The sequence below is a fragment of the Pseudarthrobacter sp. J1738 genome, assembly GCF_050490315.1.
Lineage (GTDB): Bacteria > Actinomycetota > Actinomycetes > Actinomycetales > Micrococcaceae > JBNPEO01.
On record NZ_JBNPEO010000001.1, the window covers coordinates 670,068 to 691,989 of the forward strand.

The 21,922-nt window shown below is 57.6% G+C and carries 18 protein-coding genes; 14 read left to right on the forward strand and 4 right to left on the reverse strand.

All coding sequences use genetic code 11. From position 1 onward, the window contains the following. Positions 1-22 precede the first annotated feature (22 nt). Entirely contained in the window at positions 23-1,699 is a 1,677-nt protein-coding gene (locus tag ACQR35_RS03215; RefSeq protein WP_430269173.1) for an FAD-binding dehydrogenase, read from the forward strand. Between the two features lie 119 nt (positions 1,700-1,818). Here ACQR35_RS03215 and ACQR35_RS03220 read toward each other — a convergent pair whose 3' ends face one another. Further along, complete coding sequence (locus ACQR35_RS03220; protein WP_430266574.1) at positions 1,819-2,607, reverse strand: PspA/IM30 family protein; 789 nt, start codon at positions 2,605-2,607, stop codon at positions 1,819-1,821. 156 nt (positions 2,608-2,763) lie between these two features. After that, complete coding sequence (locus ACQR35_RS03225; protein ID WP_430269174.1) at positions 2,764-4,806, reverse strand: TPM domain-containing protein; 2,043 nt, start codon at positions 4,804-4,806, stop codon at positions 2,764-2,766. A gap of 282 nt (positions 4,807-5,088) precedes the next feature. On the opposite strand from ACQR35_RS03225, the gene ACQR35_RS03230 reads away from it, so the two are divergent. From ACQR35_RS03230 to ACQR35_RS03245, 4 genes are all read left to right on the forward strand, one after another. Then, a complete protein-coding gene (locus ACQR35_RS03230) occupies positions 5,089-6,702 on the forward strand; it encodes a trypsin-like peptidase domain-containing protein (protein ID WP_430269175.1) in 1,614 nt (537 codons plus the stop codon). 213 nt (positions 6,703-6,915) lie between these two features. Then, positions 6,916-7,710 (forward strand): electron transfer flavoprotein subunit beta/FixA family protein, encoded by a 795-nt coding sequence (locus ACQR35_RS03235; RefSeq protein ID WP_430269176.1) that lies wholly within the window; start codon positions 6,916-6,918, stop codon positions 7,708-7,710. A 24-nt stretch (positions 7,711-7,734) separates the two neighbouring features. Next, positions 7,735-8,682: an electron transfer flavoprotein subunit alpha/FixB family protein gene (locus ACQR35_RS03240; protein ID WP_430266578.1), complete on the forward strand. Its 948-nt coding sequence runs from the start codon at positions 7,735-7,737 to the stop codon at positions 8,680-8,682. Further along, positions 8,683-9,453, forward strand: coding sequence for a PIG-L deacetylase family protein (locus ACQR35_RS03245; RefSeq protein WP_430269250.1), 771 nt, complete (start codon positions 8,683-8,685; stop codon positions 9,451-9,453). Positions 9,454-9,533: 80 nt separating this feature from the next. On the opposite strand, the gene ACQR35_RS03250 is transcribed toward ACQR35_RS03245, so the two are convergent. Continuing rightward, on the reverse strand, positions 9,534-10,001 hold the full coding sequence (locus ACQR35_RS03250) for a tRNA (cytidine(34)-2'-O)-methyltransferase (RefSeq protein WP_430266579.1): 468 nt from the start codon (positions 9,999-10,001) through the stop codon (positions 9,534-9,536). A 40-nt stretch (positions 10,002-10,041) separates the two neighbouring features. Continuing rightward, entirely contained in the window at positions 10,042-11,016 is a 975-nt protein-coding gene (locus ACQR35_RS03255; RefSeq protein WP_430266580.1) for a J domain-containing protein, read from the reverse strand. Positions 11,017-11,330: 314 nt separating this feature from the next. On the opposite strand from ACQR35_RS03255, the gene ACQR35_RS03260 reads away from it, so the two are divergent. The 9 genes from ACQR35_RS03260 (at position 11,331) to ACQR35_RS03300 (ending at position 21,899) form a co-directional block, all read left to right on the forward strand. Continuing rightward, entirely contained in the window at positions 11,331-11,972 is a 642-nt protein-coding gene (locus ACQR35_RS03260; RefSeq protein ID WP_430269177.1) for a hypothetical protein, read from the forward strand. A gap of 89 nt (positions 11,973-12,061) precedes the next feature. After that, a complete protein-coding gene (locus ACQR35_RS03265) occupies positions 12,062-13,273 on the forward strand; it encodes a cysteine desulfurase family protein (RefSeq protein WP_430266582.1) in 1,212 nt (403 codons plus the stop codon). Between the two features lie 148 nt (positions 13,274-13,421). Then, positions 13,422-14,561 carry a tRNA 2-thiouridine(34) synthase MnmA gene (mnmA, locus tag ACQR35_RS03270; RefSeq protein WP_430266583.1) on the forward strand — a complete coding sequence of 380 codons (1,140 nt, stop codon included), beginning with the start codon at positions 13,422-13,424 and terminating at the stop codon, positions 14,559-14,561. 231 nt (positions 14,562-14,792) lie between these two features. Further along, entirely contained in the window at positions 14,793-16,436 is a 1,644-nt protein-coding gene (locus tag ACQR35_RS03275) for an ABC transporter substrate-binding protein (protein WP_430269178.1), read from the forward strand. 193 nt (positions 16,437-16,629) lie between these two features. After that, complete coding sequence (locus tag ACQR35_RS03280; protein ID WP_430269179.1) at positions 16,630-17,721, forward strand: ABC transporter permease; 1,092 nt, start codon at positions 16,630-16,632, stop codon at positions 17,719-17,721. A gap of 1 nt (position 17,722) precedes the next feature. Further along, positions 17,723-18,703, forward strand: coding sequence for an ABC transporter permease (locus tag ACQR35_RS03285; protein ID WP_430266586.1), 981 nt, complete (start codon positions 17,723-17,725; stop codon positions 18,701-18,703). Further along, entirely contained in the window at positions 18,700-20,403 is a 1,704-nt protein-coding gene (locus tag ACQR35_RS03290; protein ID WP_430269180.1) for a dipeptide ABC transporter ATP-binding protein, read from the forward strand. The genes ACQR35_RS03285 and ACQR35_RS03290 overlap by 4 nt, the downstream gene beginning before the upstream one ends. 97 nt (positions 20,404-20,500) lie before the next feature. After that, positions 20,501-20,893: a chorismate mutase gene (locus tag ACQR35_RS03295; RefSeq protein WP_430266588.1), complete on the forward strand. Its 393-nt coding sequence runs from the start codon at positions 20,501-20,503 to the stop codon at positions 20,891-20,893. Continuing rightward, positions 20,880-21,899, forward strand: a complete 1,020-nt coding sequence (locus ACQR35_RS03300) for a hypothetical protein (protein ID WP_430269181.1) — start codon at positions 20,880-20,882, stop codon at positions 21,897-21,899. Before ACQR35_RS03295 ends, ACQR35_RS03300 begins: the two co-directional genes overlap by 14 nt. The last annotated feature ends 23 nt before the right edge of the window (positions 21,900-21,922 follow it).

The window sequence follows — 21,922 nt, forward strand, 5'->3', positions numbered from 1 at the left end:
CAAGCCCATTGAAAGGCTGACGATGAAAGCTGATGTGATAGTTATTGGGGCCGGCCTTGCCGGGCTCGCGGCAGCCAACGAAGTTATCAACTCTGGCCACACCGTGCTCCTGGTAGATCAAGAAAACGAAGCGAACCTGGGTGGCCAGGCCTTTTGGTCTTTTGGCGGGTTGTTCTTGGTGGACACTCCCGAACAGCGGCGGCTTGGGGTGAAGGATTCTTTTGACCTTGCCTGGCAGGACTGGCAAGGGAGTGCAGCTTGGGATCGTTTGGACGGGCCACTTCCCCAAGACGAGTGGGCCTCCCAGTGGGGCCGTGCCTATGTTGAATTTGCCGCCGGGGAGGCGCGATCGTGGCTACGTGAGCAGGGGGTGAGTTTCACGCCCATGGTTGGTTGGGCTGAACGTGGGGACGGCAGAGCTGGCGGCCACGGCAACTCGGTGCCGCGGTTCCACGTTGCTTGGGGGACCGGCACAGGGGTTGTTGGGCCGTTCGTTGAAAAGGCTCGAGCGGCAGCATCGGAAGGCAAATTGCAGTTCGCTTTTCGCCACCGGGTTGATCACCTCGGCATGCACGACGGCGCCATCACCTCGGTCTCCGGAGCGGTCCTTGCGCCTGAGACGGCAAGGCGCGGTTCGCCGTCGAACTCGCAAGTAGTGGGGGATTTCGAGTTCAGCGCTCAAGCGGTCATTGTGACCACCGGCGGGCTGGGCGGAAACCACCAGATGGTGCGCCGCAATTGGCCGGCGAGGCTTGGCGCGCCGCCCGCCACCATGATCACTGGAGTCCCCGAATACGTGGACGGGCGAATGCTGGACATTGCCGAATCTAGTGGCGTGCGGCTGGTTAATAAAGACCGGATGTGGCACTACACAGAGGGAATCCAGAATTGGGACCCAGTGTGGCCTCAACACGGAATACGAATACTTCCAGGCCCTTCGTCCATGTGGTTTGACGCGCGGGGACGGCGGCTTCCCGCTCCCGGGCTGCCAGGCTATGACACCCTAGGCACGTTGAGATTACTGCGGACGGACCCGGCGATCGCGCAGTACAGCCACTCTTGGTTCATTTTGACCCAAAAGATGATTGAGAAAGAGTTCGCGCTCTCAGGTTCCGAACAAAACCCGGACATCACCAACAAGGACTTTAAGCTGCTGCTTAAGGCGCGGCTGGGCAAGGGAGCTCCAGCCCCTGTGGAAGCGTTCAAGACTTATGGGGCGGACTTTGTGGTGGCTAACTCACTTGAGGAGCTAGTCCCGCAAATGAACGCTCTGACCACGGAGCAATTGTTGGATGTGGCCACTCTTAGGGCCCACATAGAGCAGCGAGACCGGGAGATGAGCAACCCGTTCAGCAAGGACGCGCAAGTGATGGGGATTCATAATGCCCGTAAGTACCTTGGCGACAGGCTCACCCGCGTCGCCGCACCGCACAGAATTCTTGATCCCAAGGCCGGCCCGCTGATCGGTGTAAAGCTGCACATTCTCACTCGCAAAATACTCGGCGGAATCCAAACCGATTTGTCCTCACGTGCGCTTAACTCAGACGGAAAAGTGATTAGCGGGCTCTACGCGGCAGGTGAGGTCAGCGGCTTTGGTGGGGGAGGCTCCCACGGTTACAACGCCCTCGAGGGGACTTTTTTGGGTGGTTGCATGTTGACTGGCAGAACGGCGGGCCGGGCAGCTGCTGCTGCGCTCTAGCGCAGCCAGCTCTAAGCCACGGTGAATCTCAGCAGGGCAGCAAAACAAAAGTGATAAAGCACAAAACGATCGTCGCCCGGCAGCAGGAGCCGGGCGACGATCGTTTTGTTGAGTGCTATTTAGAGCTTGTCGAAGTCAGCTTCGTCCACGGTGGAACGGCTAGTCTGCGGAGCGGATGCGCCCAACGCTGGGGTGGAGCCGCCGTGCTTCAAAGCAGCAAGACGGGCTTCGATTTCAGTCTGCTCACCGAGGTCTTCAAGCTGGTTGAACTGGGCGTCCAAGCTTGAAGATGCCAGCTCTTGCTGACCGCGGACTTTTGCTTCTTCGCGACGGATTTTCTCCTCGAAGCGGCCAATCTCACTCGTGGGGTCAAGGATGTCGATGCTCTTAATGGCATCGTGAACCTGAGACTGAGCCTCAACTGTCTTGGACCGAGCCACCAGTTCATTGCGCTTGCTGGTCAGCTCGTTGAGCTTGGCCTTCATTTGGTCCAGGCCAGACTTGAGCTTGTCTACAACCTCGGTCTGCGAAGCGATGTTGGGCTCGTTAGCTTTGGCCTCGTTCTCGGCCGACATTTGACGCTGCAAGGCAACCTTGGCGAGGTTGTCGAACTTGGTGGCATCTGCATCGTTGCCAGCAGCACGGAACTCGTCAGCCTTGCGTGATGCTGCAAGTGCCTTGTTGCCCCAGTCATGTGCGTTTTTGACGTCCTCGGTGTGGTCGTCCTGAAGTAGGCGCAAGTTGCCAATGGTCTGTGCCACGGCGGACTCAGCCTCGGCGATGTTGTTTGTGTAGTCACGAACCATTTGATCCAGCATCTTCTGCGGATCCTCGGCCTGATCCAGAATGGCGTTGATGTTCGCCTTTGCCAACTGTGCGATCCGGCCAAAAATGGACTGCTTTACCATGGTGATCCCTTTCGTCCTGCTCAGAGCGGGTGCTGGTCTCAGCTACCCGATTGGGTACTTCCTCTATACATCTGCGCCGTGGTGACGCATAGATGCCTAGCTATTGGTGCGGCTGGTTCCCTGTGGAACCGGGGACCAGCCGCGGATGATTTGAACCTAGAAACCGAAGTCGCCGCCGGAGTCGCCGCCCCAGCCGCCGCCTCCGCCGGAGTCGCCTCCACCCCAGCCTCCGCCACCGCCCCAGCCTCCGCCAGAGTCGCCTCCACCCCAGCCGGAGTCGCCTCCACTGTGATTTCCGCCGTTGAGAATCGAGTTGATCAAGATGCCGCCGAGGATGGCGCCACCCAGACCTCCACCATTGCCGCGGCCACCGAACATTCCACCGCCGAAGCCTTGGTTACCGTAACCCTGGCCAAACTGATCCACATCCTGCTGGGCCAAGGAGGCTGCCTGAGCAGCCAAGGCGTTTGCTTGCTGTGCGTAGCTGAGCGCTGTAACCGGGTCAGTTTTGGAAATGGACAGCGCATAGTCAGCGTTGCGTTGCGCTTCCGCCAGGCGGGTGCGAGCCTCGGTGCCTACACCGCCACGGCGAGCCGTGATGTAGTCAGTGGTGGCGCTAATTTGAGCCTGGGCTGACATCAGTGCCTGCTGGAGTGAGGCTTGGGCACGCCGGGCCTGATCTTGTTGGTCCCGAATTCCCGTGAGCGCCTGATCTAAACCTTGGTGGGCGGTTTCAACACGCTGCAAGGTCAGCGTTGGGTCAATCTTCCCAGCCTGCATCTCTGTTTTGACCTGTTGTAGAGCCTGTTCTACCCCCGCTACCGGGCCCACCAGTTCAGTGTGCTGGCCGTTCGCGGTCATGGCCTTAGCTTGGGCCAGGTCTTGTTCAGTCTCGGCTATCGCTGAGTCTAGCGAGGTGCGGGAGATATCCAGGTTTGCGGAGACCTTAGCGATGGCATCAAGGAGGATGTTGGTCTGAGCCAAGCTTTCCTCAGCTGCTCGCACAGCCACGGCGGCGAGACTGGACTCCCCAGCGTCGAGTTTGGTCTGGGCCGTTGCTGAAGCGTTCTGGACAAAGCTCAGACGTTCCTTCGCCTGAGTGATGTTGTCAGCAACCTGGGTGCTGGCTGATTCGGCATATTTAGACCGCAGCACCGTCAATGACTGCTCGGCTGCATTGATTCGTTCCGTGGCCTTCGTGGCGCCGGCTTCAACCGAAGCCAAGGCCTGCGGGGCATTCTTCTCCAGCTCGCGGAGGGAATCGAAGTCAGCTTTCTGTTCCTTGAGGGAAGCGATTGCAGCTTCGGAGCGTCGGATGATTTCGCCAAGCCAGCTGCGCTGTTGTTCTTCAGTGTCTGGGATGTGGTCATCAAGTTGCTGTTGCAGCTTGAACGACTCTGACATGTGGCCCTTGGCCTCAGCGAGTGCCGTGGTGAAATTCCCCACTGCAGCATCACCGTATTGTGCCTGAGCGAAGCCAAGCTCTTGTTCGCTGGACTTGATGGCGTCATCCGCAGCGATGAGCAAAGAACCACTGCGTTTGCGCAACTCGTCAATGCTTAGCCCGGCCAATGGGTCCAGCTGTTCGCCCTGAGGTCCATAGCTAGCGCTCGATGCTTGAGCTGCCTTTTTGCGCCGGTTGCGGACCAACAAATACGCTCCGGCGCCGCCTGCAACCACCACGCCACCACCAACGAGTGCTGCAACACTGCCACCGCCGCTTTGGCTCTCACCGATTTGCGTAGCCGTGTTGATGATGGCTTTGTCGTAATCCTTAACGCCCTGGCTCAGAGCCGGGGACACGGCATTTTTGAGGAGATCATTGCGCTGCGAATCGGTGATGGGGGAATTGGGCCCGCGCACAATGGTTCCGTTGCCGGATTCTGTTGCAATCACTAGCAATACATCGCTTGCACTGAACGTCTTTTTGGTGGCCACGGCATTAGCCCATGCAGTGGGAGCAGTGGGGTTGGTGAAAGTCTTAACGGTGACTACCCAGAGATTGATCTGGTGATCGGTGTAGAGCTTTCGAATGGCATCATTGACCGCGGTCTTGTCCTTGATCACGCCGGAATTATCCGTGATGTTTTGACCCGAGGGAATGGTCACGGGATCTTCGGCGAACGCCGCAGCGGCCGGGACTAAGAGGAGTCCGGTCAACCCGATAGTGGCAAGGACTCGTTTTAACAGTAACCGCATGGGTAACCCTTCAGCACGCTAGTACCGTCCCAGGCCGGAACAGCAGTTCAGAATGCATCAGCGCCCCCACGCACAGGTTTCGCCGCAGGTCGCTGTGGCATTTCAACTTGATTCTATGGTGCAGCACTGGGTGCGTCCACCGAAGCGAATATGCCACAAGCGAAATGCGAACAAGGGTAGATTGAGCGCAGGAAAAGTTCCCAGACAACTTCCAGCAAACGTCCGACATTGCCCCAGAATCATTGACCATAGTTAGTGAGACGGAGGACGAAAGGAAATTTCATGACTGAGAATCCAGCACCGAGGAATTCCGGCGAAGCGGCCGACTCTGCTGCGAACCAGGATCCAACCACGCACCACACTGAGGTGATCCCGCACCTGGAAAATCCGACCATGAGTTTTGATCGTCACCCAGCCCAGGCGAACCCAGCCCAGGCCAACCCAGCACAGGCGGGCCACGAGCAGCAGAATACAGCCAACGGAAATTACTCGCCGCCGCAGCCGGTATACCCGCAGCCAGCCCCGCAAGGAACCTTCTCTGGACAGCAGAGCAACTTCAATGGACCGGCCAACGCTGGGGGCAATGCCACTACGCCGCCGGCCCCGCACTACTCACCTCAGTATGGGCAGCAGCCATATAGTCAGCACACTTCGGCCTCCGTGGCCACCATGCCGGGCTCTGCGCCCAAACGCAAAGCCAGCTTTGGTGTTGGCACTTTGGTGGCGTGCATTGTTGCTGCGGGTCTTGTTGGCGGAGGTGTAGCCGCCGGCGGGAGTGCGCTGTGGGGTCAAAACACTTCCAGCGCGGCTTCCACGTCCAGCCAGCCCAGCACGGTGATTGTCAACAACAAGGACTCTGTTAATGCGATCACCGCGGCTGCAGCCAAAGCATCTCCGAGTGTTGTGACCATCAGCGCAGTGAGCGGTCAGTCCTCAGGCACAGGATCAGGAATCATCATTGATGATCAGGGGCATATTCTGACGAACACCCACGTGGTGACCTTGGATGGAACGGCAGCGAAAGCCACCATTGAAGTACGTACCAATGAGGGTAAGGTCCTGACTGGCACCGTAGTAGGTACTGACCCGCTTTCTGACCTGGCAGTGATTAAGGTTGATCCTTCAGGGCTGACCCCAGCCACTCTGGGAGATTCCAGCCAGCTTAATGTTGGTGACACCGCTGTGGCCATCGGTTCACCGCTGGGCCTGACCAACACTGTGACAGACGGCATTGTCTCCACGCTGAACCGGACCATATCCGTAGCGTCTTCAGCGGCACCTGACCAAAGTTCAGACAGCTCCCAGGGCCAGGATGACAACGGCTTCCGTTTTGCCCCGCCAGGTAGCAGCCAAGACCAGAGCCAAACCGCTACAAGTTCCATCTACCTCAACGTGATTCAAACCGATGCAGCCATCAACCCCGGAAACTCCGGTGGTGCCTTGGTCAACAGCAAAGGTGAAGTTGTAGGTGTGAACGTGGCTATAGCTTCGTCTGGAAGCAGCAGTAGTAGCAGTAGTAGCAGCGGAAACATCGGTGTTGGTTTTAGCATCCCGATCAACTACGCCAAGCGAATTGCTCAAGACATCATCAGCAACGGCAAGGCCACCCACGGGCAGTTCGGTGTGAGTGTTCAGCCAAAAACCTCCACTAGCGCCGACTCTACCTTCTCGGTAGGAGGCCTTGTAGCTGAAGTTGTTAGTGGTTCGGCCGCTGACAAAGCCGGTCTGAAAAAGGGTGATGTGATCACCAAGTTCGGTGACTACAGCATCAGCGATCCCAAGGAACTCACAGCAGCTGTTCGCGAACAGGCTGCCGGAAGCACCGTCAAGGTGACCGTCCAGCGTGACGGTTCTACCAAAGAATTTGACGTCACACTTACGGAAGCGGCCAACTGACATTCGTCGCAGATAGTTCGGTAAGAATGAAATAAGAACGACGGCGACCGGCCCCGAAAAAGGGTCGGTCGCCGTCGTTCTTTTAAGCGCAGCGACGAAAAGGACCTTAACGCTCAAGCCCACCAAGCTGGCTTTGTGGTTAGCTTGGAACACACCCGACGAAGACAGGCTCGGTACAGCACCGGTGGCCTTTAAGAGACAGTGGGAGAAACGTTGAAGATCGTTGTTTTGATCAAGTTTGTGCCTGATGCGCAATTTGATCGCCACTTGAGCGGCCCTGGTCACACCACTGACCGCTCCGAAAGCATTCTGTCCGAACTGGACGAGTACGCACTCGAGGCCGCACTGCAGATCGCAGACGCCGCGCCGGGGTCAGGTCACTCTGTTGTTGCACTGACCATGGGCCCGGCTGGTGCGTCCAACGCCGTAAAGAAGGCGCTGCAGATGGGTGCAAGCGAAGGAATCCACTTGAGCGACGATGCTCTAGCTGGTTCCGATGCTGCTGCAACATCGCTGGCACTCGCCGCTGCTATCAACAAGATTGGGGCAGAAGCTCCTGTGGACCTGATTGTCACAGGGATGGCCTCCACCGATGGCGAAACTTCCTTGGTTCCGGCGATGCTCGCCGAACGCCTCGATTTGCCGCAATTGACGTTTGCTTCCTCGGTGGAACTAGATGGATCCACCCTAACGATCCGCCGTGATTCAGACTTGTATTCGGAAACTGTCCAAGCAACTTTGCCGGCAGTACTCTCCGTCACCGACCAGGCCAATGATCCCCGGTACCCCAACTTCAAAGGCATCATCGCGGCCAAGCGGAAAAAGACTCAGACTTTGAGTCTCGCTGAGGTTGGCGTGGATGCGTCCCAGGTGGGTACTGCCGGCTCGTGGGCTGCAGTGACCTCGGCAAATGAGCGCCCGGCGCGCACAGCCGGAACCATTATCAATGACGACGGCAACGCTGGCATTGCGCTCGCGGACTTCTTGGCCGCCCAGAAGCTCATCTGAACCGGACGCTAGGACGTAATCATCATGGCAAAAGTACTTGTATATATTGACGCTGAGGGTGAGCTGAAAAAGAGCCACCTTGAACTTTTGACTGCCGCACGTGGCCTTGGCGAATTGGCTGTTGCTCTACCAACAACGCCCGACGCCGATGCCTCAGCAACCCTGGGACGTTACGGCGCCGCAGAGGTGCTGTTGCCTTCGGTTGACTTGGGCGATTACCTCGTGGGGCCAAAGGCCGCTTTTGTGGCCGCTGCAGCCCAAGGAGTAGGTGCCTCGGCAATCATTCTTGGAAACACTGCGGAGTCCAAAGAGATCGCTGCACGAGCGGGCATCCGTTTGGGTGCAGGTGTGATTACCGATGTTGTTCAGCTCGACGCTGACGGCACAGCACACAAGTCAGTGCTCGCCGGCTCTTACACCACGCAGGCTACGGTCCGCACGGGCATTGCCGTTCTGACCCTCAAGCCCAACAGTGTTGAACCGTCTGAAGCATCAGCACCGGGTTCTGCAAATGTTTCTACAGTTGAAGTTCCCGCTGCCGCCTTGGCTTCTTCGGCCCGCATCACCAATCGCGCACCTCGCCCGGCAACCGGACGCCCCGAGCTGACGGATGCACGCATTATTGTTGCCGGTGGTCGAGGTCTGGACGGTGATTTTGGGCCGGTTGAAGAATTGGCCGATGTTCTGGGTGCCGCCGTCGGTGCTTCACGTGCGGCTACTGACGCTGGCTGGATTGGTCACGAATTCCAAGTGGGGCAAACCGGTAAAACCGTGTCGCCGCAGCTGTACATTTCAGTCGGTATTTCCGGGGCAATCCAGCAAAAAGCTGGGATGCAGACCTCCAAGGTAATCGTTGCGGTGAACAAGGACGCTGAGTCACCCATCTTTGAGATTGCTGACTTTGGTGTGGTGGGTGACCTCTTTCAGGTTCTGCCACAAGCCATCGAAGAAATCCGGAAGCGCAAAGGCTAAATCTTGACTCAGCACACCACGGACCCGTTCGGCTCGAATCACAGGGTCGAACGGGTTTTGTGTTTCACTGCCCACCCGGACGACGTTGACTTTGGCGCGGCCGGAACCATTGCAGCATGGACCGCCGAAGGTGTTGAAGTCACCTATTGTGTGATGACCGACGGCGACGCCGGCGGCTTTGAGCCACGCGAACGTGAAGCGATCATCGCCCAACGAGCTGCTGAACAATTTCAAGCTGCACAGATTGTGGGGGTGAAAAACGTCCACTATTTGCACCGCCGCGACGGTTACCTCACCCCGGATCATTCGGTGATTGCTGAAGTAGTGGCACTGATCCGGGAAATCCGTCCCGACGTCGTACTTTCCATGCACCCGCAGCGAAACTGGGCACGCATCCAAAAGTCCCACCCAGATCACCTTGCGGTTGGCGAGGCAGTCACCCGAGCCGTGTATCCTGCCGCCGAGAACCCCTTTGCGTACCCCGAACTCGCCGAGCGTGGGCTGGAAGCGTACAAAGTTCCCTGGCTCTGGCTGATGGCTGGTCCGGAAGAGCTAGAAAACCATTTTGTGGACGTCACCGAACATGTGGAGGCCAAACTCGCAGCGATTCGAATCCATGCCAGCCAACATCCGGATCTAACTGCGATGGACCGTTCGGTCCGCCAAGGTCTGGAAGACACCGCCGCCCGCGGTGGCTTGGGCGAGGGAAGGTTAGCCGAGGCATTCCATGTGGTGGCTGTGAACGGGCAAAGCACCTTCGCAGGCTTCTAAGCTCACCGTGAATCCTGCGTTTGCTGGACCGAGAGCTGTCCGGACGTTTTCATCTGGATATGGAGAGCTGGAGTGGATGCTTACAGTTGCGCTCCGGCGAATCCGTTCTGGCGCCATGCCTCATAGATGGCAATCGAGGCAGAGTTAGCCAGATTGAGCGATCGCAAGGACGGCAACATGGGCAAACGCACCCGTGATGTCACGTGCGGATCAATCTTGATTTCTGCGGGTAGCCCCACGGATTCTGGGCCGAACATTAAAACGTCACCGGCTTGATACTGGACCTCCGTGTAGGGGAGTTCCCCCTCGGAGGTAAAAGCAAACACCCGCTCGGGCTGCAAGGCTTCCCAGGCTGCTTCAATATTTGGGTGAACCGTCACCACGGCAAGGTCGTGATAATCCAGACCCGCCCGGCGCAACTTAGAGTCCTCGAAGCTGAACCCTAAAGGTTCAACGAGGTGCAATTCTGCGCCGGTAATGGCGGCCAAACGGATGGCATTGCCGGTATTACCGGGAATTTCTGGCGTATAAAAAAGGATGCGGAACACCCAACCATCCTAGTGCCGGGCGCGTGCATCCCTTGAATTGCTAGTGCATCCCTTTGATCAGCCGCGCAAGAATAGGCACATCAACGGTGTTAGGTACTGGCCCAGAACCGAGGAAGTGTTTTAGCCCGCGAATCAGGCCAGCGGCATTCACCACCTCGGGGGCGATGATTTCCGAGCCACCGCGATGATCGTCAATGACCGGTTGATGAATGGCGCCGTCGGGACTATGAATAACAGTCCAAGCCGTGACGTTCAATTCCGGGAAAGCATCCTGAAGACTCCGCAGCGATGGCGCCAGCCGGGGCGGTTTCACTAACCGGCCAGCCCGGTTCAGCGAGTCACCATTCCAACCATAAACGCCCGGTGGGAGAAGCATGGAGTCGATCAAAGCTAAGCGGTAACCGACTAAAAGGGCGTGGTCTATGTGGCTGTTGTTATGCGGTGCCACCAGCCCGTTGATGAGCCTAGCGGATGGCATTTCGGACAAAATTCCACGAACCAAGAGTTGCACTGTGCGCATTTCGCGGGCAATCCGGGCCTCTGCGCCAAAGATTCCACGCTTGCGGGGGAGGCCATGCATTTGCTGACGTGCCATAGCCTCGGGGATCATACTGGTGCCGAACGCCGAGGGGTCTTCGCCCGGTGCCCCGGTGGGAAACGGTGGAACAAACACTGCAGGATCAGTTGCGCTAACCCGGGGTGCAGGTCTGCGGACACCGTGTGCGGTGAAGCCAGCCGTACCTGACGAATGGCCCGACGACGAACGGTACCCGGACTTTTCGGCAGTAGTTCGCGGAACCGAACCTGCGCCGTAGCTGCCGTCGTAAGCCGCCCGCCTTTTGGGATCGGAGAGCGTTTCAAAAGCAAGAGTGACAAGACGGAACGTTGCAGGATCTCCACCATGGTCAGGGTGGGTGCGCCTAGCCTGTTTGCGGTACGCAACTTTGATTTCTTGAGTTGTAGCGGTGATCGGCACACCAAGAATCTCGTAGTGCGTCACACGAGCTTTGCTCACAGTTGTTGCTCATCCCTCCGTGGCCAAGATTCACGAGCCAAATTCGTGGCGAGAACCTACAAAATACGTGCGCATTTCGCCTGCCAAGCTTATCCGGTGAACAGCCACTTCATCCATGGGCATGATCGCTCATCGGCTTTGGACTTGATGACACTCCAAGCGGCAACAGATTAGAATCGTCCACGGTGGCGTGCGGCGCAGGTGCGCAAGCGCACCAGCGTCGGCAAAAGCAAGGGGAAGCAGTGCATACGACAGTCCATTCAGAGGTGGGCCAAGTGCGCCCTGCGGCGCAATGCCGTCGAACTTTTTCTGCCTTGAGTGCCCTATTACTTTGCGCAAGTCTTGCTGCGTGCGCCGTGGCCGTTGACGATCCCAAAGCCCCCAAACCGGCGCCGAGCACACCAACATTGGCCACCCCCACGGTCATCCCCGGTCATGACGCCGCAGCTGTAGCCGCTAAGGACATGACCTTCGCCGCGGGTAACACGCTCGCCGCATCCGTGCCGATTAGCTTCGGACAAGGCCTTGAAGAAACCCCAGGATGGAGAATCACACGAAATAACGTTGATTCAGGAACTGACTACACGAGCACCGCCGGGTGTATTGTCTCGGCCAAAACCCGTACTAAACAGAGATCACTGTCTGTTGCCGGTGATGACAACGCCGCCACGGCAGGGATGTTTGCTTACCTTGATTCAAGTGTTTTGCCTGAGTACCTCAAAACCGCCCAATTACGGTGGGGCGGCGATGATGAAAAGCCAGGCAAAAAACTTGACGTCCTTGCTCTAGAAACCAAAGCCGCGCCTCCCGTGCGCGCCTCGGTGGTTTATGCACGGGTGTTCTCCCAAGCAGAGTCAACGCTGCTCTTGAGTATCTCGTGCCCAACGGATGCGGCGCTCGCCGCTGCTAAAGGCACAGTGATTAAAAGAATGGTGGTGCAACCACCTGCCGATTAGCACTCGGTGAGTGACTGACGGCCGGCACTTGCTTGCGTTACCTTGTCCTGCCCACAACGAGCCATAGCAAGCGGACATAGAATAGAACAGTGCCAAGCTACCTAGATCACGCCGCCACAACACCCCTTTCGGATTCCGCTCTTGCTGAAATGACCCGTGAATTGGCCAAAGTAGGTAACCCCTCTTCACTCCACTCGGCTGGCCGTTCGGCCCGGCGCACAGTGGAGGATGCTCGCGAGCGCTTGGCCGCTGCGGCGGGTGCGCACCCTTCAGAGGTCATCTTCACTTCCGGCGGCACAGAGGCCGACAACCTCGCCATCAAGGGCATGTACTGGGCTCGAAAAAAGCGGGATGCGGCCAAGCGCAGGATCCTCTGTGCCGGCATCGAACACCATGCGGTACTGGACACCGTTGAGTGGTTGGAACGCCACGAGGACGCCGAGATCGTCTGGTTGCCAGTAGATAGCTACGGCGTGGTGGACCTCGCGGCGGTGGAACGTGAGCTGAGTCAGAGCCCAGAAACCATTGCCTTGTTGACCCTGATGTGGGCCAACAACGAGGTGGGGAGCGTTCAGCCCATCAAGGAAGTTGTGGAATTAGCTCACGCGCACGGCATTCCAGTGCATTCGGACGCGGTGCAGGCGTTTGGCTCGGTACCCGTGAATTTCAAGAGCTCAGGCCTTGATGCCATGAGCGTTTCAGCGCATAAAATCGGCGGCCCTATGGGGATCGGCGCACTCTTTCTAGGCCGTGCAGTTGCCTTGGAAGCAACTCAGCATGGTGGCGGCCAAGAACGTGATGTTCGTTCCGGCACCTTGGACACACCAGCGATTGCTGCCTTTGCAATTGCCGCCGAGGAGGCAGCAGCCCACTTGGATACCGAGGCGGTGCGGCTCAGTGCTTTGCGAGATCAGCTCATCGAGGGGGTTCTCGCGGCGGTTCCCCAAGCTCAATTACGCGGCGCGCCAGGCTCCGGACGTTTGCCGGGGAACGCTCACTTCACCTTCCCAGGCTGCGAGGGGGACTCGCTGCTGTTCCTGTTGGACTTGGTTGGGGTGCAATCGTCAACTGGATCGGCATGCACGGCAGGAGTGCCACGGCCCTCACATGTGTTGTTGGCCATGGGCTTGGACGAAGAAACTGCCCGTGGTGCCCAGCGCTTTAGCTTGGGGCACAACTCCACCGAGGCAGACGTCTTAGCCCTACTTTCCGCCCTTCCGGGAGCTTATGCCCAAGCATTGAAGGCCGGAATGGCTTCCCATATTTCTTCTATCCAAACGGCTGGAACCCTCAATCCCTAGGCCTCGGCTCTAGGGTCACGCTGCACCAGGGTCCACCCGGCGCTAGAATAGTGGGGCACCCACCACGTCCTTGGCGTGGCAGTAATTTAACGCAGTTCCTTGGTGAACTCTTCAAAGCACTGTGTGCAAAGTCCATTAGAGAGTAATTATGCGAGTCCTTGCAGCCATGAGCGGTGGAGTCGATTCCGCCGTTGCCGCCGCCCGAGCCGTTGAGGCGGGCCATGACGTTGTTGGCGTCCACTTGGCCCTATCCCGAATGCCCGGTACTTTGCGTACCGGAAGCCGCGGTTGTTGCACTATCGAGGACTCCCGTGATGCGTGGCGAGCGTGCGACATTTTGGGCATCCCCTATTACGTGTGGGACTTCTCTGAACGCTTTAAAGAAGACGTAGTCCAAGACTTCATTGACGAATACGCTGCGGGGCGCACACCTAACCCATGCATGCGCTGCAACGAACGCATCAAGTTCGCCGCGCTGCTGGAGAAAGCCATCGCTTTGGGCTTCGACGCAGTGTGCACTGGTCACTATGCCAAGGTCATCACTGACGCCGATGGCAACCCTGAATTGCACCGTGCTGCAGATTGGGCCAAAGACCAGAGTTATGTACTTGGTGTTCTGACGCATGAGCAGCTCAAGCATTCGATGTTCCCGCTCGCTGACACCCCATCCAAGGCCGAAGTCCGCGCCGAGGCTGAACGCCGCGGACTCTCCGTGGCCAACAAGCCGGACAGCCACGACATTTGTTTTATCCCAGACGGGGACACCGCGGGTTGGCTGGCCGAGAAGATTGACATGACCAACGGCGACATCGTTGACGAGACAGGCACCAAAGTAGGGGAGCACCCCGGCGCTAACGCTTTCACCGTTGGACAGCGGCGTGGCCTCAAGCTCGGCACCCCCGCGGCGGACGGCAAGCCGCGCTTTGTTCTGGAGATCCGCCCCAAGGAAAACAAAGTTGTGGTGGGGCCCGAGGCACTGTTGGCGATCGACGAGATTCGCGGCATCAAAGTCTCTTGGGCCGGGTTGCCGATTAGCGAAGTCAACACCGGCGAAGAGTTTGCTTGCTACGCCCAGGTGCGCGCTCACGGGGATCCGGTGCCGGCTCGCGCCAAGGTAGAAATGGTCGACGACGAGAACGGCACCGCCCGTACTCAGGTGTTGGTAACCCTTGATGAATCACTGCGTGGTGTGGCTCCCGGTCAAACTGTTGTTCTCTATCAGGGCAGCCGTGTTTTGGGCCAAGCAACCATCGATGTGGCACGTTCTTTGCAACGCACTGCGCTCTAGTTGCGACTTCTGGAGAAGCCCGGACGCCACAGATTTGCCCGGTAAGGGCGTCCAGCCGCGGTGCTAGTTATTAGTGAACTAACAATCGTGTTGTAAACATCTGATTGCAAATTGGGTTTAGGCGCGCCTTCCAGCCATTCGTCTGGTAGAAACGAGAGATCACGAATGTGCTGGCGGTCACCTTGGGGTGTGATGCCAGGCACTTCGCACGCATCGAAAGAAAGTCACCCAATGACTAAGTACACCTTTGATCGTCGTCATTTTCTCGGGTTTGCCGGTATGTCCGTTCTGGCAATTGGCGTCACAGCCTGCACCGGCCCTAGCGGTGGAAGCACCAGCAGCGCCAGCGGCGCTTCCGGAGCAGCCATCGTTTTGGGCACCACTGACAAAGTCACCTTCTTGGATCCAGCTGGTTCCTACGACAACGGCTCCTTTATGGTGATGAACCAGATCTACCCCTTTGTTCTGAACTCGAAGCCAGGCAGCGCGGATCCCACTCCGGATATCGCCGAGTCCGCTAGTTTCACGAGCCCCACCGAATACACGGTCAAGCTGAAGTCGGGTCTGAAATGGGCTAATGGCAACACTTTGGATTCAACGGACGTGAAATTCAGCTTTGATCGTCAGCTCAAGATCAACGATCCGAACGGTCCGGCAACCTTGCTGGCCAACCTGGATTCCGTGAGTGCTCCTGACGCCACAACAGTGATCTTCAAACTCAAGCAGGGGAATGACCAAACCTTCCCGCAGATCTTGACCAGCCCGGCTGGGCCTATTGTGGATCACAAGACGTTCCCAGCGGACAAGGTTATCGATGACGACGCGATCATCAAGGCGAAGGCTTTTGCTGGGCAGTACACGATTGAGTCGTACAAAAAGAACGAGCTCATCAGCTTCAAGGCCTACGCGGACTACAAGGGCTTGCTCGGTGCACCCAAGACCAGCGACGTCACCATCAAGTACTACGCTGACGCTTCTAACTTGAAGCTAGATGTTGAACAGGGCAACGTTGACGTTGCTACCCGGAGCCTGTCCGCCACGGACATCGCTGACCTGAAGACCAAGAGCGACAAGGTTCGTGTAGACGTAGGACCCGGTGGCGAGCTGCGCTACATCGTGTTCAACTTTGACACGATGCCCTTCGGCGCCAAGACCCCTGAGGCTGATCCCGCCAAGGCATTGGCCATCCGGCAGGCAATGGCTAACGTTGTTGATCGCCAGGCAATTGCTGATCAGGTCTACAAAGGAACCTACCTTCCGGTCTACTCCCACGTACCGCAAGGATTTGCTGGTGCCACTGAACCGTTGAAGAGCATGTACGGCGACGGTTCGGGCAAGCCCAGTGTGGACAAGGCCAAGGCTGTGCTTGAGGCAGCAGGCGTTTCCACGCCGGTGACACTTAACCTGCAGTACAACTCGGATCACTACGGCCAGTCCTCCGGCGATGAGTACGCTGCCATCAAGGATCAGCTGGAAAAGAGCTCCTTGTTCAAGGTGAACTTGCAGTCCACTGAGTGGGTGACGTATTCCAAGGAACGCGTTAAGGACACTTACCCGGAATACCAGCTCGGTTGGTTCCCGGACTACTCCGATGCTGACAACTACCTGTCTCCGTTCTTCACAGCCAATAACTTCCTGAAGAACCACTATGACAACAAGAACGTGCAGGACATGATCGCCAAGCAGTTGGTCACCGTGGACAAGCCGGCACGTGAAAAGTTGATTGGTGACATTCAGGAAGCTGTAGCCAAGGACCTCTCCACTTTGCCGCTCTTCCAGGGCGCCCAAGTGGCTGTCTCGGGTAAAAACGTGCAGGGCACCAAGGACACCTTGGATGCGTCCTTCAAATTCCGCTTGGGCGTTCTGTCAAAGTAAGCGCCGAACACCCATAAAAACGAAGTGACTGCGTAGGGGGAGGGGGGGGGCCAGGGGCGGGCCCCCCCCACAGGGGTTGGAAAAAAAAAAAGAGAAAACCAGACCACCAAAAAAAATGGCTGTGTTGGGGGGGGGGGGTGGGCGCCACAGGCGCCGCCTCCCCCTACGGTATTGGACACAACGAACGGCAAGAATGACAACCTTAATTGAAAGTCCGCCAGACGGCGCCGACGCACTCCTCCCCACCGCCAAGGTTAAATCCGGCGGTGGCCTGAGCAAATATATTCTGATCAGATTTCTGCTGATCTTCCCCACTATTTTTATTTTGGTCACCATGGTGTTTTTCCTGATGCGGATCACCGGCGATCCCATCACGGCAGCCCAAGGCGGGCGTCTCTCGCCCGAACAGTTAGCCATCCGAGTTCATGATGCTGGCTACGACAGGCCCGTGCTGGTTCAGTACTTTGAGTACCTCGGCCAGATTGCCACCGGCAACTTTGGCCGCACCATCTCGGACAACCTGAAGGTCACCGACATGCTGGCCACCTATGGGTCGGCAACACTTGAATTGGCCGTCAACTCCTTAGTAGTAGCCTTGCTGCTGGGTGTGCCCTTAGGAATGTGGGCTGCCCGCAAGCGGGACAAAACCCCGGACGCCGTACTGCGCATTTTGGCCATCATGGGCTATGCAACACCCGTGTTTTTTGCTGGCCTATTGCTCAAGCTCATTTTTTCCGTGGGATTAGGATGGCTGCCGGTGGCCGGGCGAGTGTCCTCGAGTAACGAGATTGCGCTCAACTCCCTGGCAGCACCCACAGGGATCTACTGGCTTGATGCCATCCGGAGTGGAAACTTCCAAGCACTCAGCGATGTAGCGGCCCATTCCGTTCTACCCGCCATTGCCCTGGGTCTACTGACTGGAGGTGTGTTCCTGCGTCTAGTACGCACCAACGTTATTGGAACCCTGAGCAAGGACTACGTGGAAGCTGCGCGTTCTCGCGGTGTTAAAGAATTCCGCTTGGTGACAAAGCACGCCTACAAGCCAGCCTTGATCCCGATCATCACGGTGATGGGTCTTCAAATCGCGCTGTTGCTCGGTGGAGCTGTGCTGACTGAAACCACCTTTGAATGGAAAGGCCTTGGCTTCCAGCTGGCTCACTACCTAACCGCCCGTGACTTTATTGCGGTGCAAGGAATTGTGGTTCTGCTGGCCATCATTGTGGCCGTCACTAACTTTGTGGTGGATGTTATCGCCGCCTTGATCGATCCCCGGGTGAGGTACTGAGATGAGTAACGTACCTGAGATTTACCGGCGTCGATCCATTTGGGAACGTCTGCCCATCATCTCCCACCTGAACAAAAGTGTGGGACTCCAACGCGGGATGCTGCTGGCCGGCATCATCTTGACATCGCTGTTTTTGCTGACGGCAGCCTTCGCTCCGTTGATAGCCCCGTACGGTTTTGGTCAGCGGTTCCCCGTGAGCCAAGAACCGCCGTCGAGCGCTCACATCTGGGGTACCACCGCGGGTGGCCTGGATGTTTTCTCGCGCACCATTTGGGGCACCCAAACCGCTGTATTGGTGATCATTGTGGCAGTGGCGCTGTCCATTTTTATTGGTGTTGCGCTGGGACTGCTCTCCGGTTACTTCGGTGGCTGGTTGGACCGTGTTCTGGTGGTTATTGCGGATGCTGTTTACGCGTTCCCTACCTTGCTGCTGGCCATTGTGGTTTCCATTGCCATTAACCACGGAGCCTCTAACCTGTGGTTCGGAATCTTGTCCGCAGCCGCATCGATCACCGTGGTTTTTATCCCTCAGTACTTCCGAGTGATCCGCGCCGAAACCATCCGTCTCAAAACGGAACCCTTTGTGGAATCGGCCAAGGTAGTGGGCGCTTCAAGCACTCGCATTATGGCCCGCCACATATACAAAAACGCCACCCGCACGCTGCCGTTGATCTTTACGCTCAACGCCTCCGAGGCTATCTTGACGCTCGCGGCCCTTGGCTTTTTAGGCTTCGGCTTGGAACCGTCCTCGGCAGCTGAATGGGGCTACGACCTCAACCATGCGCAATCCGATGTCACAGCAGGCATTTGGTGGACTGCATTGTTCCCTGGCATCGCCATTGTGCTCACAGTGCTGGGGCTAACCCTGTTGGGAGAGAGCATGAATGATCTCAACGATCCACGGCTACGCGGACGGAAGCGGGCAGGCAAAAAGACTGCCACCGCACCCGGAAATGATTCAGCTAAGGAGGCAACGGTATGAGCAACGTTGAGACCACGGCGCCTGGGCCGAATCGCACGGGGGTGCTGAAGATTGAGCACCTCAAAGTTACCTTCGCCACGGACTCCGGCGACGTACGTGCAGTGGATGATGTTTCGCTCAGCGTCGCTTCCGGCGAGGTTGTTGCCATTGTTGGCGAATCCGGCTCGGGGAAGACGGTCACCGCCAAGACCATTTTGGGGCTTTTGCCTGAGACAGCCGTCAGCTCTGGTGCTGTATTGATCAGTGGGCAGAACGTGATTGAAGTGACTCCCGAGAAGCTTCGCCGGATTCGTGGTGAAGACGTGGCGATGGTTTTCCAAGAACCCTCAACTGCGCTTAACCCTGTTTACACGGTGGGTTGGCAGATCGCCGAAGGGCTGCTTGCACACTCTCGCGATGGGCGCCGCATCACCAAAAAAGAAGCACGACGCCGGGCCATCGAAGCCTTGGGCAAAGTGGGAATCCCGGAGCCGGAGAAACGTGTGGATTACTACCCGCACCAATTCTCCGGCGGTCAAAAACAGCGTGTGGTGATTGCTTGTGCTCTTGCGCTGAACCCTTCGTTGATTGTTGCGGACGAACCCACAACGGCCCTGGACGTCACAGTGCAGGCGGAAATACTGCAACTTCTGCGTGAACTGCGTGACGTCTACGGAACATCCATTGTGCTGATTACTCACAACATGGGTGTGGTGGCGGATCTGGCCGACCGTGTGGTGGTGATGTATCAGGGTGATGTGGTGGAAGAAGCCAGCGCAAAAACGCTGTTCGCCCAGCCGCGTGAGGATTACACCAAGAAGCTGCTTGCGGCCGTTCCGCACTTGGGCCGTGATTCGGCCTCGGCCGGACTGACCGAACGTGCGCATCAGGGGAACGAGGTTTTGGTGGAAGCCAAGAACCTGGTCATTGAGTACCCCGGTCGTTTGGGCAGCCCCGGTTTCCGGGCTGTTGACGACGTCAGCTTCACTATTTCGGCCGGCGAAGTCTTTGGGCTGGTGGGGGAGTCCGGTTCCGGGAAGACCACTATTGGGCGTGCCATCGCCGGTTTGAACAAAACTACGGGTGGTTCCCTAAAGGTCTTGGGCTATGAAATGCGGACCTTTAACGAACGGCGTTTCCGGCCACTCCGCAAGGACATTGGGTTCGTTTTTCAAGACCCAGCGGCGTCCTTTAATCCGCAACTAAGCATTGGCGAATGTGTTGCTGAGCCGTTGCTGATCCATTTGGATCTCAGCCCGGCAGAGGTACGCAAACGGGTGGGCGAATTACTTGAGGCAGTTCAATTGCCTGCAGCTTATGCCGCGCGTTTTCCGCACGAACTCTCGGGCGGTCAACGTCAACGAGCCTCCTTGGCCCGTGCGCTCGCCTTGAACCCCAAATTGTTGATTGCTGATGAACCCACATCAGCGCTTGATGTTTCGGTTCAGGCCAAGGTTCTGGAGCTGTTCCGCGAAATTCAGGCCGAGTTTGGGTTTGCGGCTCTGTTTGTCAGCCACGATTTGGCAGTGGTGGACATGCTCAGCGAGTGGGTTGGTGTGCTTTACAAGGGCAAGCTAGTGGAGCAGGGCATCGGTTCAACGGTGATGGGCAACGCGACGCATCCATATACGCGAAAGCTCATCGCCTCGCTTCCAGTCCCGGACCCGGATGAACAAGCACGACGGCGCGAGGCTCACCGCGCGCTGCTGACAGGTGCTTAAACACCGCATGGGGTGTCAGCGCATCTTCCCGGTGCTGAAGAGGTAACAGTAGCTGCGCACGCGGTCAACGGGTGCTGCTGCGTCATAGACTGAGTCAATGACGCAGCAGCACCCGGCTACCGACGCCTCCAGTACTAGCACTTCCTTCGATCCAACGGCCAGCTCTCTTGCCGGTCACGTGCAGGATCAGGTGATGAATGAGCTCCTTTCCATCCGTTCAAGCATCGACAACATTGATGCCACGCTGGTTTTTTTACTCGCTGAACGTTTTAAAGCAACCCAGCGCGTGGGTGTCCTCAAAGCGAAGCACCGTTTGCCCGCCGGAGACCCGGGGCGTGAAGCCGCCCAGATCGCGCGGCTACGCAGGCTCGCCGAAGAAGCTCACCTTGACCCGGCTTTTGCTGAGAAATTCTTGAACTTCATCATCAGTGAAGTGATTCGTCATCATGAGGCCATCTCGGCCGATCACGAGAACAATGTCAACGACTAAGCAAGTCACCGCTACTGCCTTTTCAGCATGGCCTGGGAATGATCCTGTTGAAGCGCTCAAGATTGTTCGTGGCGAACTGGGCACGCCGCACACCCCTTTTTTGCCGCAGCTTCCGGACCGCGGAGTAGGTTCAGACGCGATCGGCCGGACAGCAAGTTTGCTGGTGGAACTCCCTGTGGATGTTCAACCACATGGTTGGCGTTTGGTTGACCGTCCAGGCAAGGACATCCGCCGTGCTCACTCAGCCCTGTCCACGGACATTAATATCCTTGCTGACATTGCCGGTGCAGAACAGCAGCCCAGCGATGAACTGAAAATTGAGCTGGTAGGTCCGCTCACGCTCAGCTCCGCCTTGTACGTTCATCGCGGCGAACGTGCTGTGAGCGATCACGGTGCGCGCCGGGAAATCGCCGAATCTCTGGCAGCAGGTGTGGGCCAGCATTTGACCCGTATTCAAAGCGCAGTACCAGGCACGCGGCTCGTGGTTCAGGTCGATGAACATATGGCAGCCTCCGCGTTGGCGGGGACACTGCCAACGGCGAGTGGCTACCGCACTTTGCGGTCTATCCCGGGAGCCGAAGCTACGGCTACGTGGACGTTACTTGTTGATGCCCTTCGGGACGCTGGGGCACACGAGATTGTGTTCTCCCTGGCGGCGAAGGATGCGCCCTTGCAACGAATCCTGCATTCCGGGGCTGATGGATTCGCCCTCGATGTGGCGGGTATTTCGCGTGAACAGTGGGACATCACTGCTGGTGCTGTCGAAAGCGGAAAACGGCTTTGGGCCGGGCTTGAGCTTGCCTCGAGCCAATCCGGCTCGGCCAGCAAAGCAGCAGATCAGATCATTGTTCCGTGGCGCGAATTAGGTCTGCCGTTGAACACTCTGGGTGCTGTTCGAGTCATGCCAGCGCAACCACTGGATCGTGGCACCCCGCAGCAGGGGAAAACTGTGCTTGGACGGTTGAGCGCCGCGGCAGACGCTATCAACCAGCGAATGCTCGGCTAAGCATCAAAGCTAGTAACCCGCAG

Coding starts and splice junctions, on each gene's coding strand:
- ACQR35_RS03285 (WP_430266586.1), top strand. CDS start 17,723: ATGAGTAACGTACCTGAGATTTACCGGCGTCGATCCATTTGGGAACGT.
- ACQR35_RS03225 (WP_430269174.1), bottom strand. CDS start 4,806: ATGCGGTTACTGTTAAAACGAGTCCTTGCCACTATCGGGTTGACCGGA.
- mnmA (WP_430266583.1), top strand. CDS start 13,422: ATGCGAGTCCTTGCAGCCATGAGCGGTGGAGTCGATTCCGCCGTTGCC.
- ACQR35_RS03275 (WP_430269178.1), top strand. CDS start 14,793: ATGACTAAGTACACCTTTGATCGTCGTCATTTTCTCGGGTTTGCCGGT.
- ACQR35_RS03290 (WP_430269180.1), top strand. CDS start 18,700: ATGAGCAACGTTGAGACCACGGCGCCTGGGCCGAATCGCACGGGGGTG.
- ACQR35_RS03295 (WP_430266588.1), top strand. CDS start 20,501: ATGACGCAGCAGCACCCGGCTACCGACGCCTCCAGTACTAGCACTTCC.
- ACQR35_RS03280 (WP_430269179.1), top strand. CDS start 16,630: ATGACAACCTTAATTGAAAGTCCGCCAGACGGCGCCGACGCACTCCTC.
- ACQR35_RS03220 (WP_430266574.1), bottom strand. CDS start 2,607: ATGGTAAAGCAGTCCATTTTTGGCCGGATCGCACAGTTGGCAAAGGCG.
- ACQR35_RS03230 (WP_430269175.1), top strand. CDS start 5,089: ATGACTGAGAATCCAGCACCGAGGAATTCCGGCGAAGCGGCCGACTCT.
- ACQR35_RS03215 (WP_430269173.1), top strand. CDS start 23: ATGAAAGCTGATGTGATAGTTATTGGGGCCGGCCTTGCCGGGCTCGCG.
- ACQR35_RS03300 (WP_430269181.1), top strand. CDS start 20,880: ATGTCAACGACTAAGCAAGTCACCGCTACTGCCTTTTCAGCATGGCCT.
- ACQR35_RS03240 (WP_430266578.1), top strand. CDS start 7,735: ATGGCAAAAGTACTTGTATATATTGACGCTGAGGGTGAGCTGAAAAAG.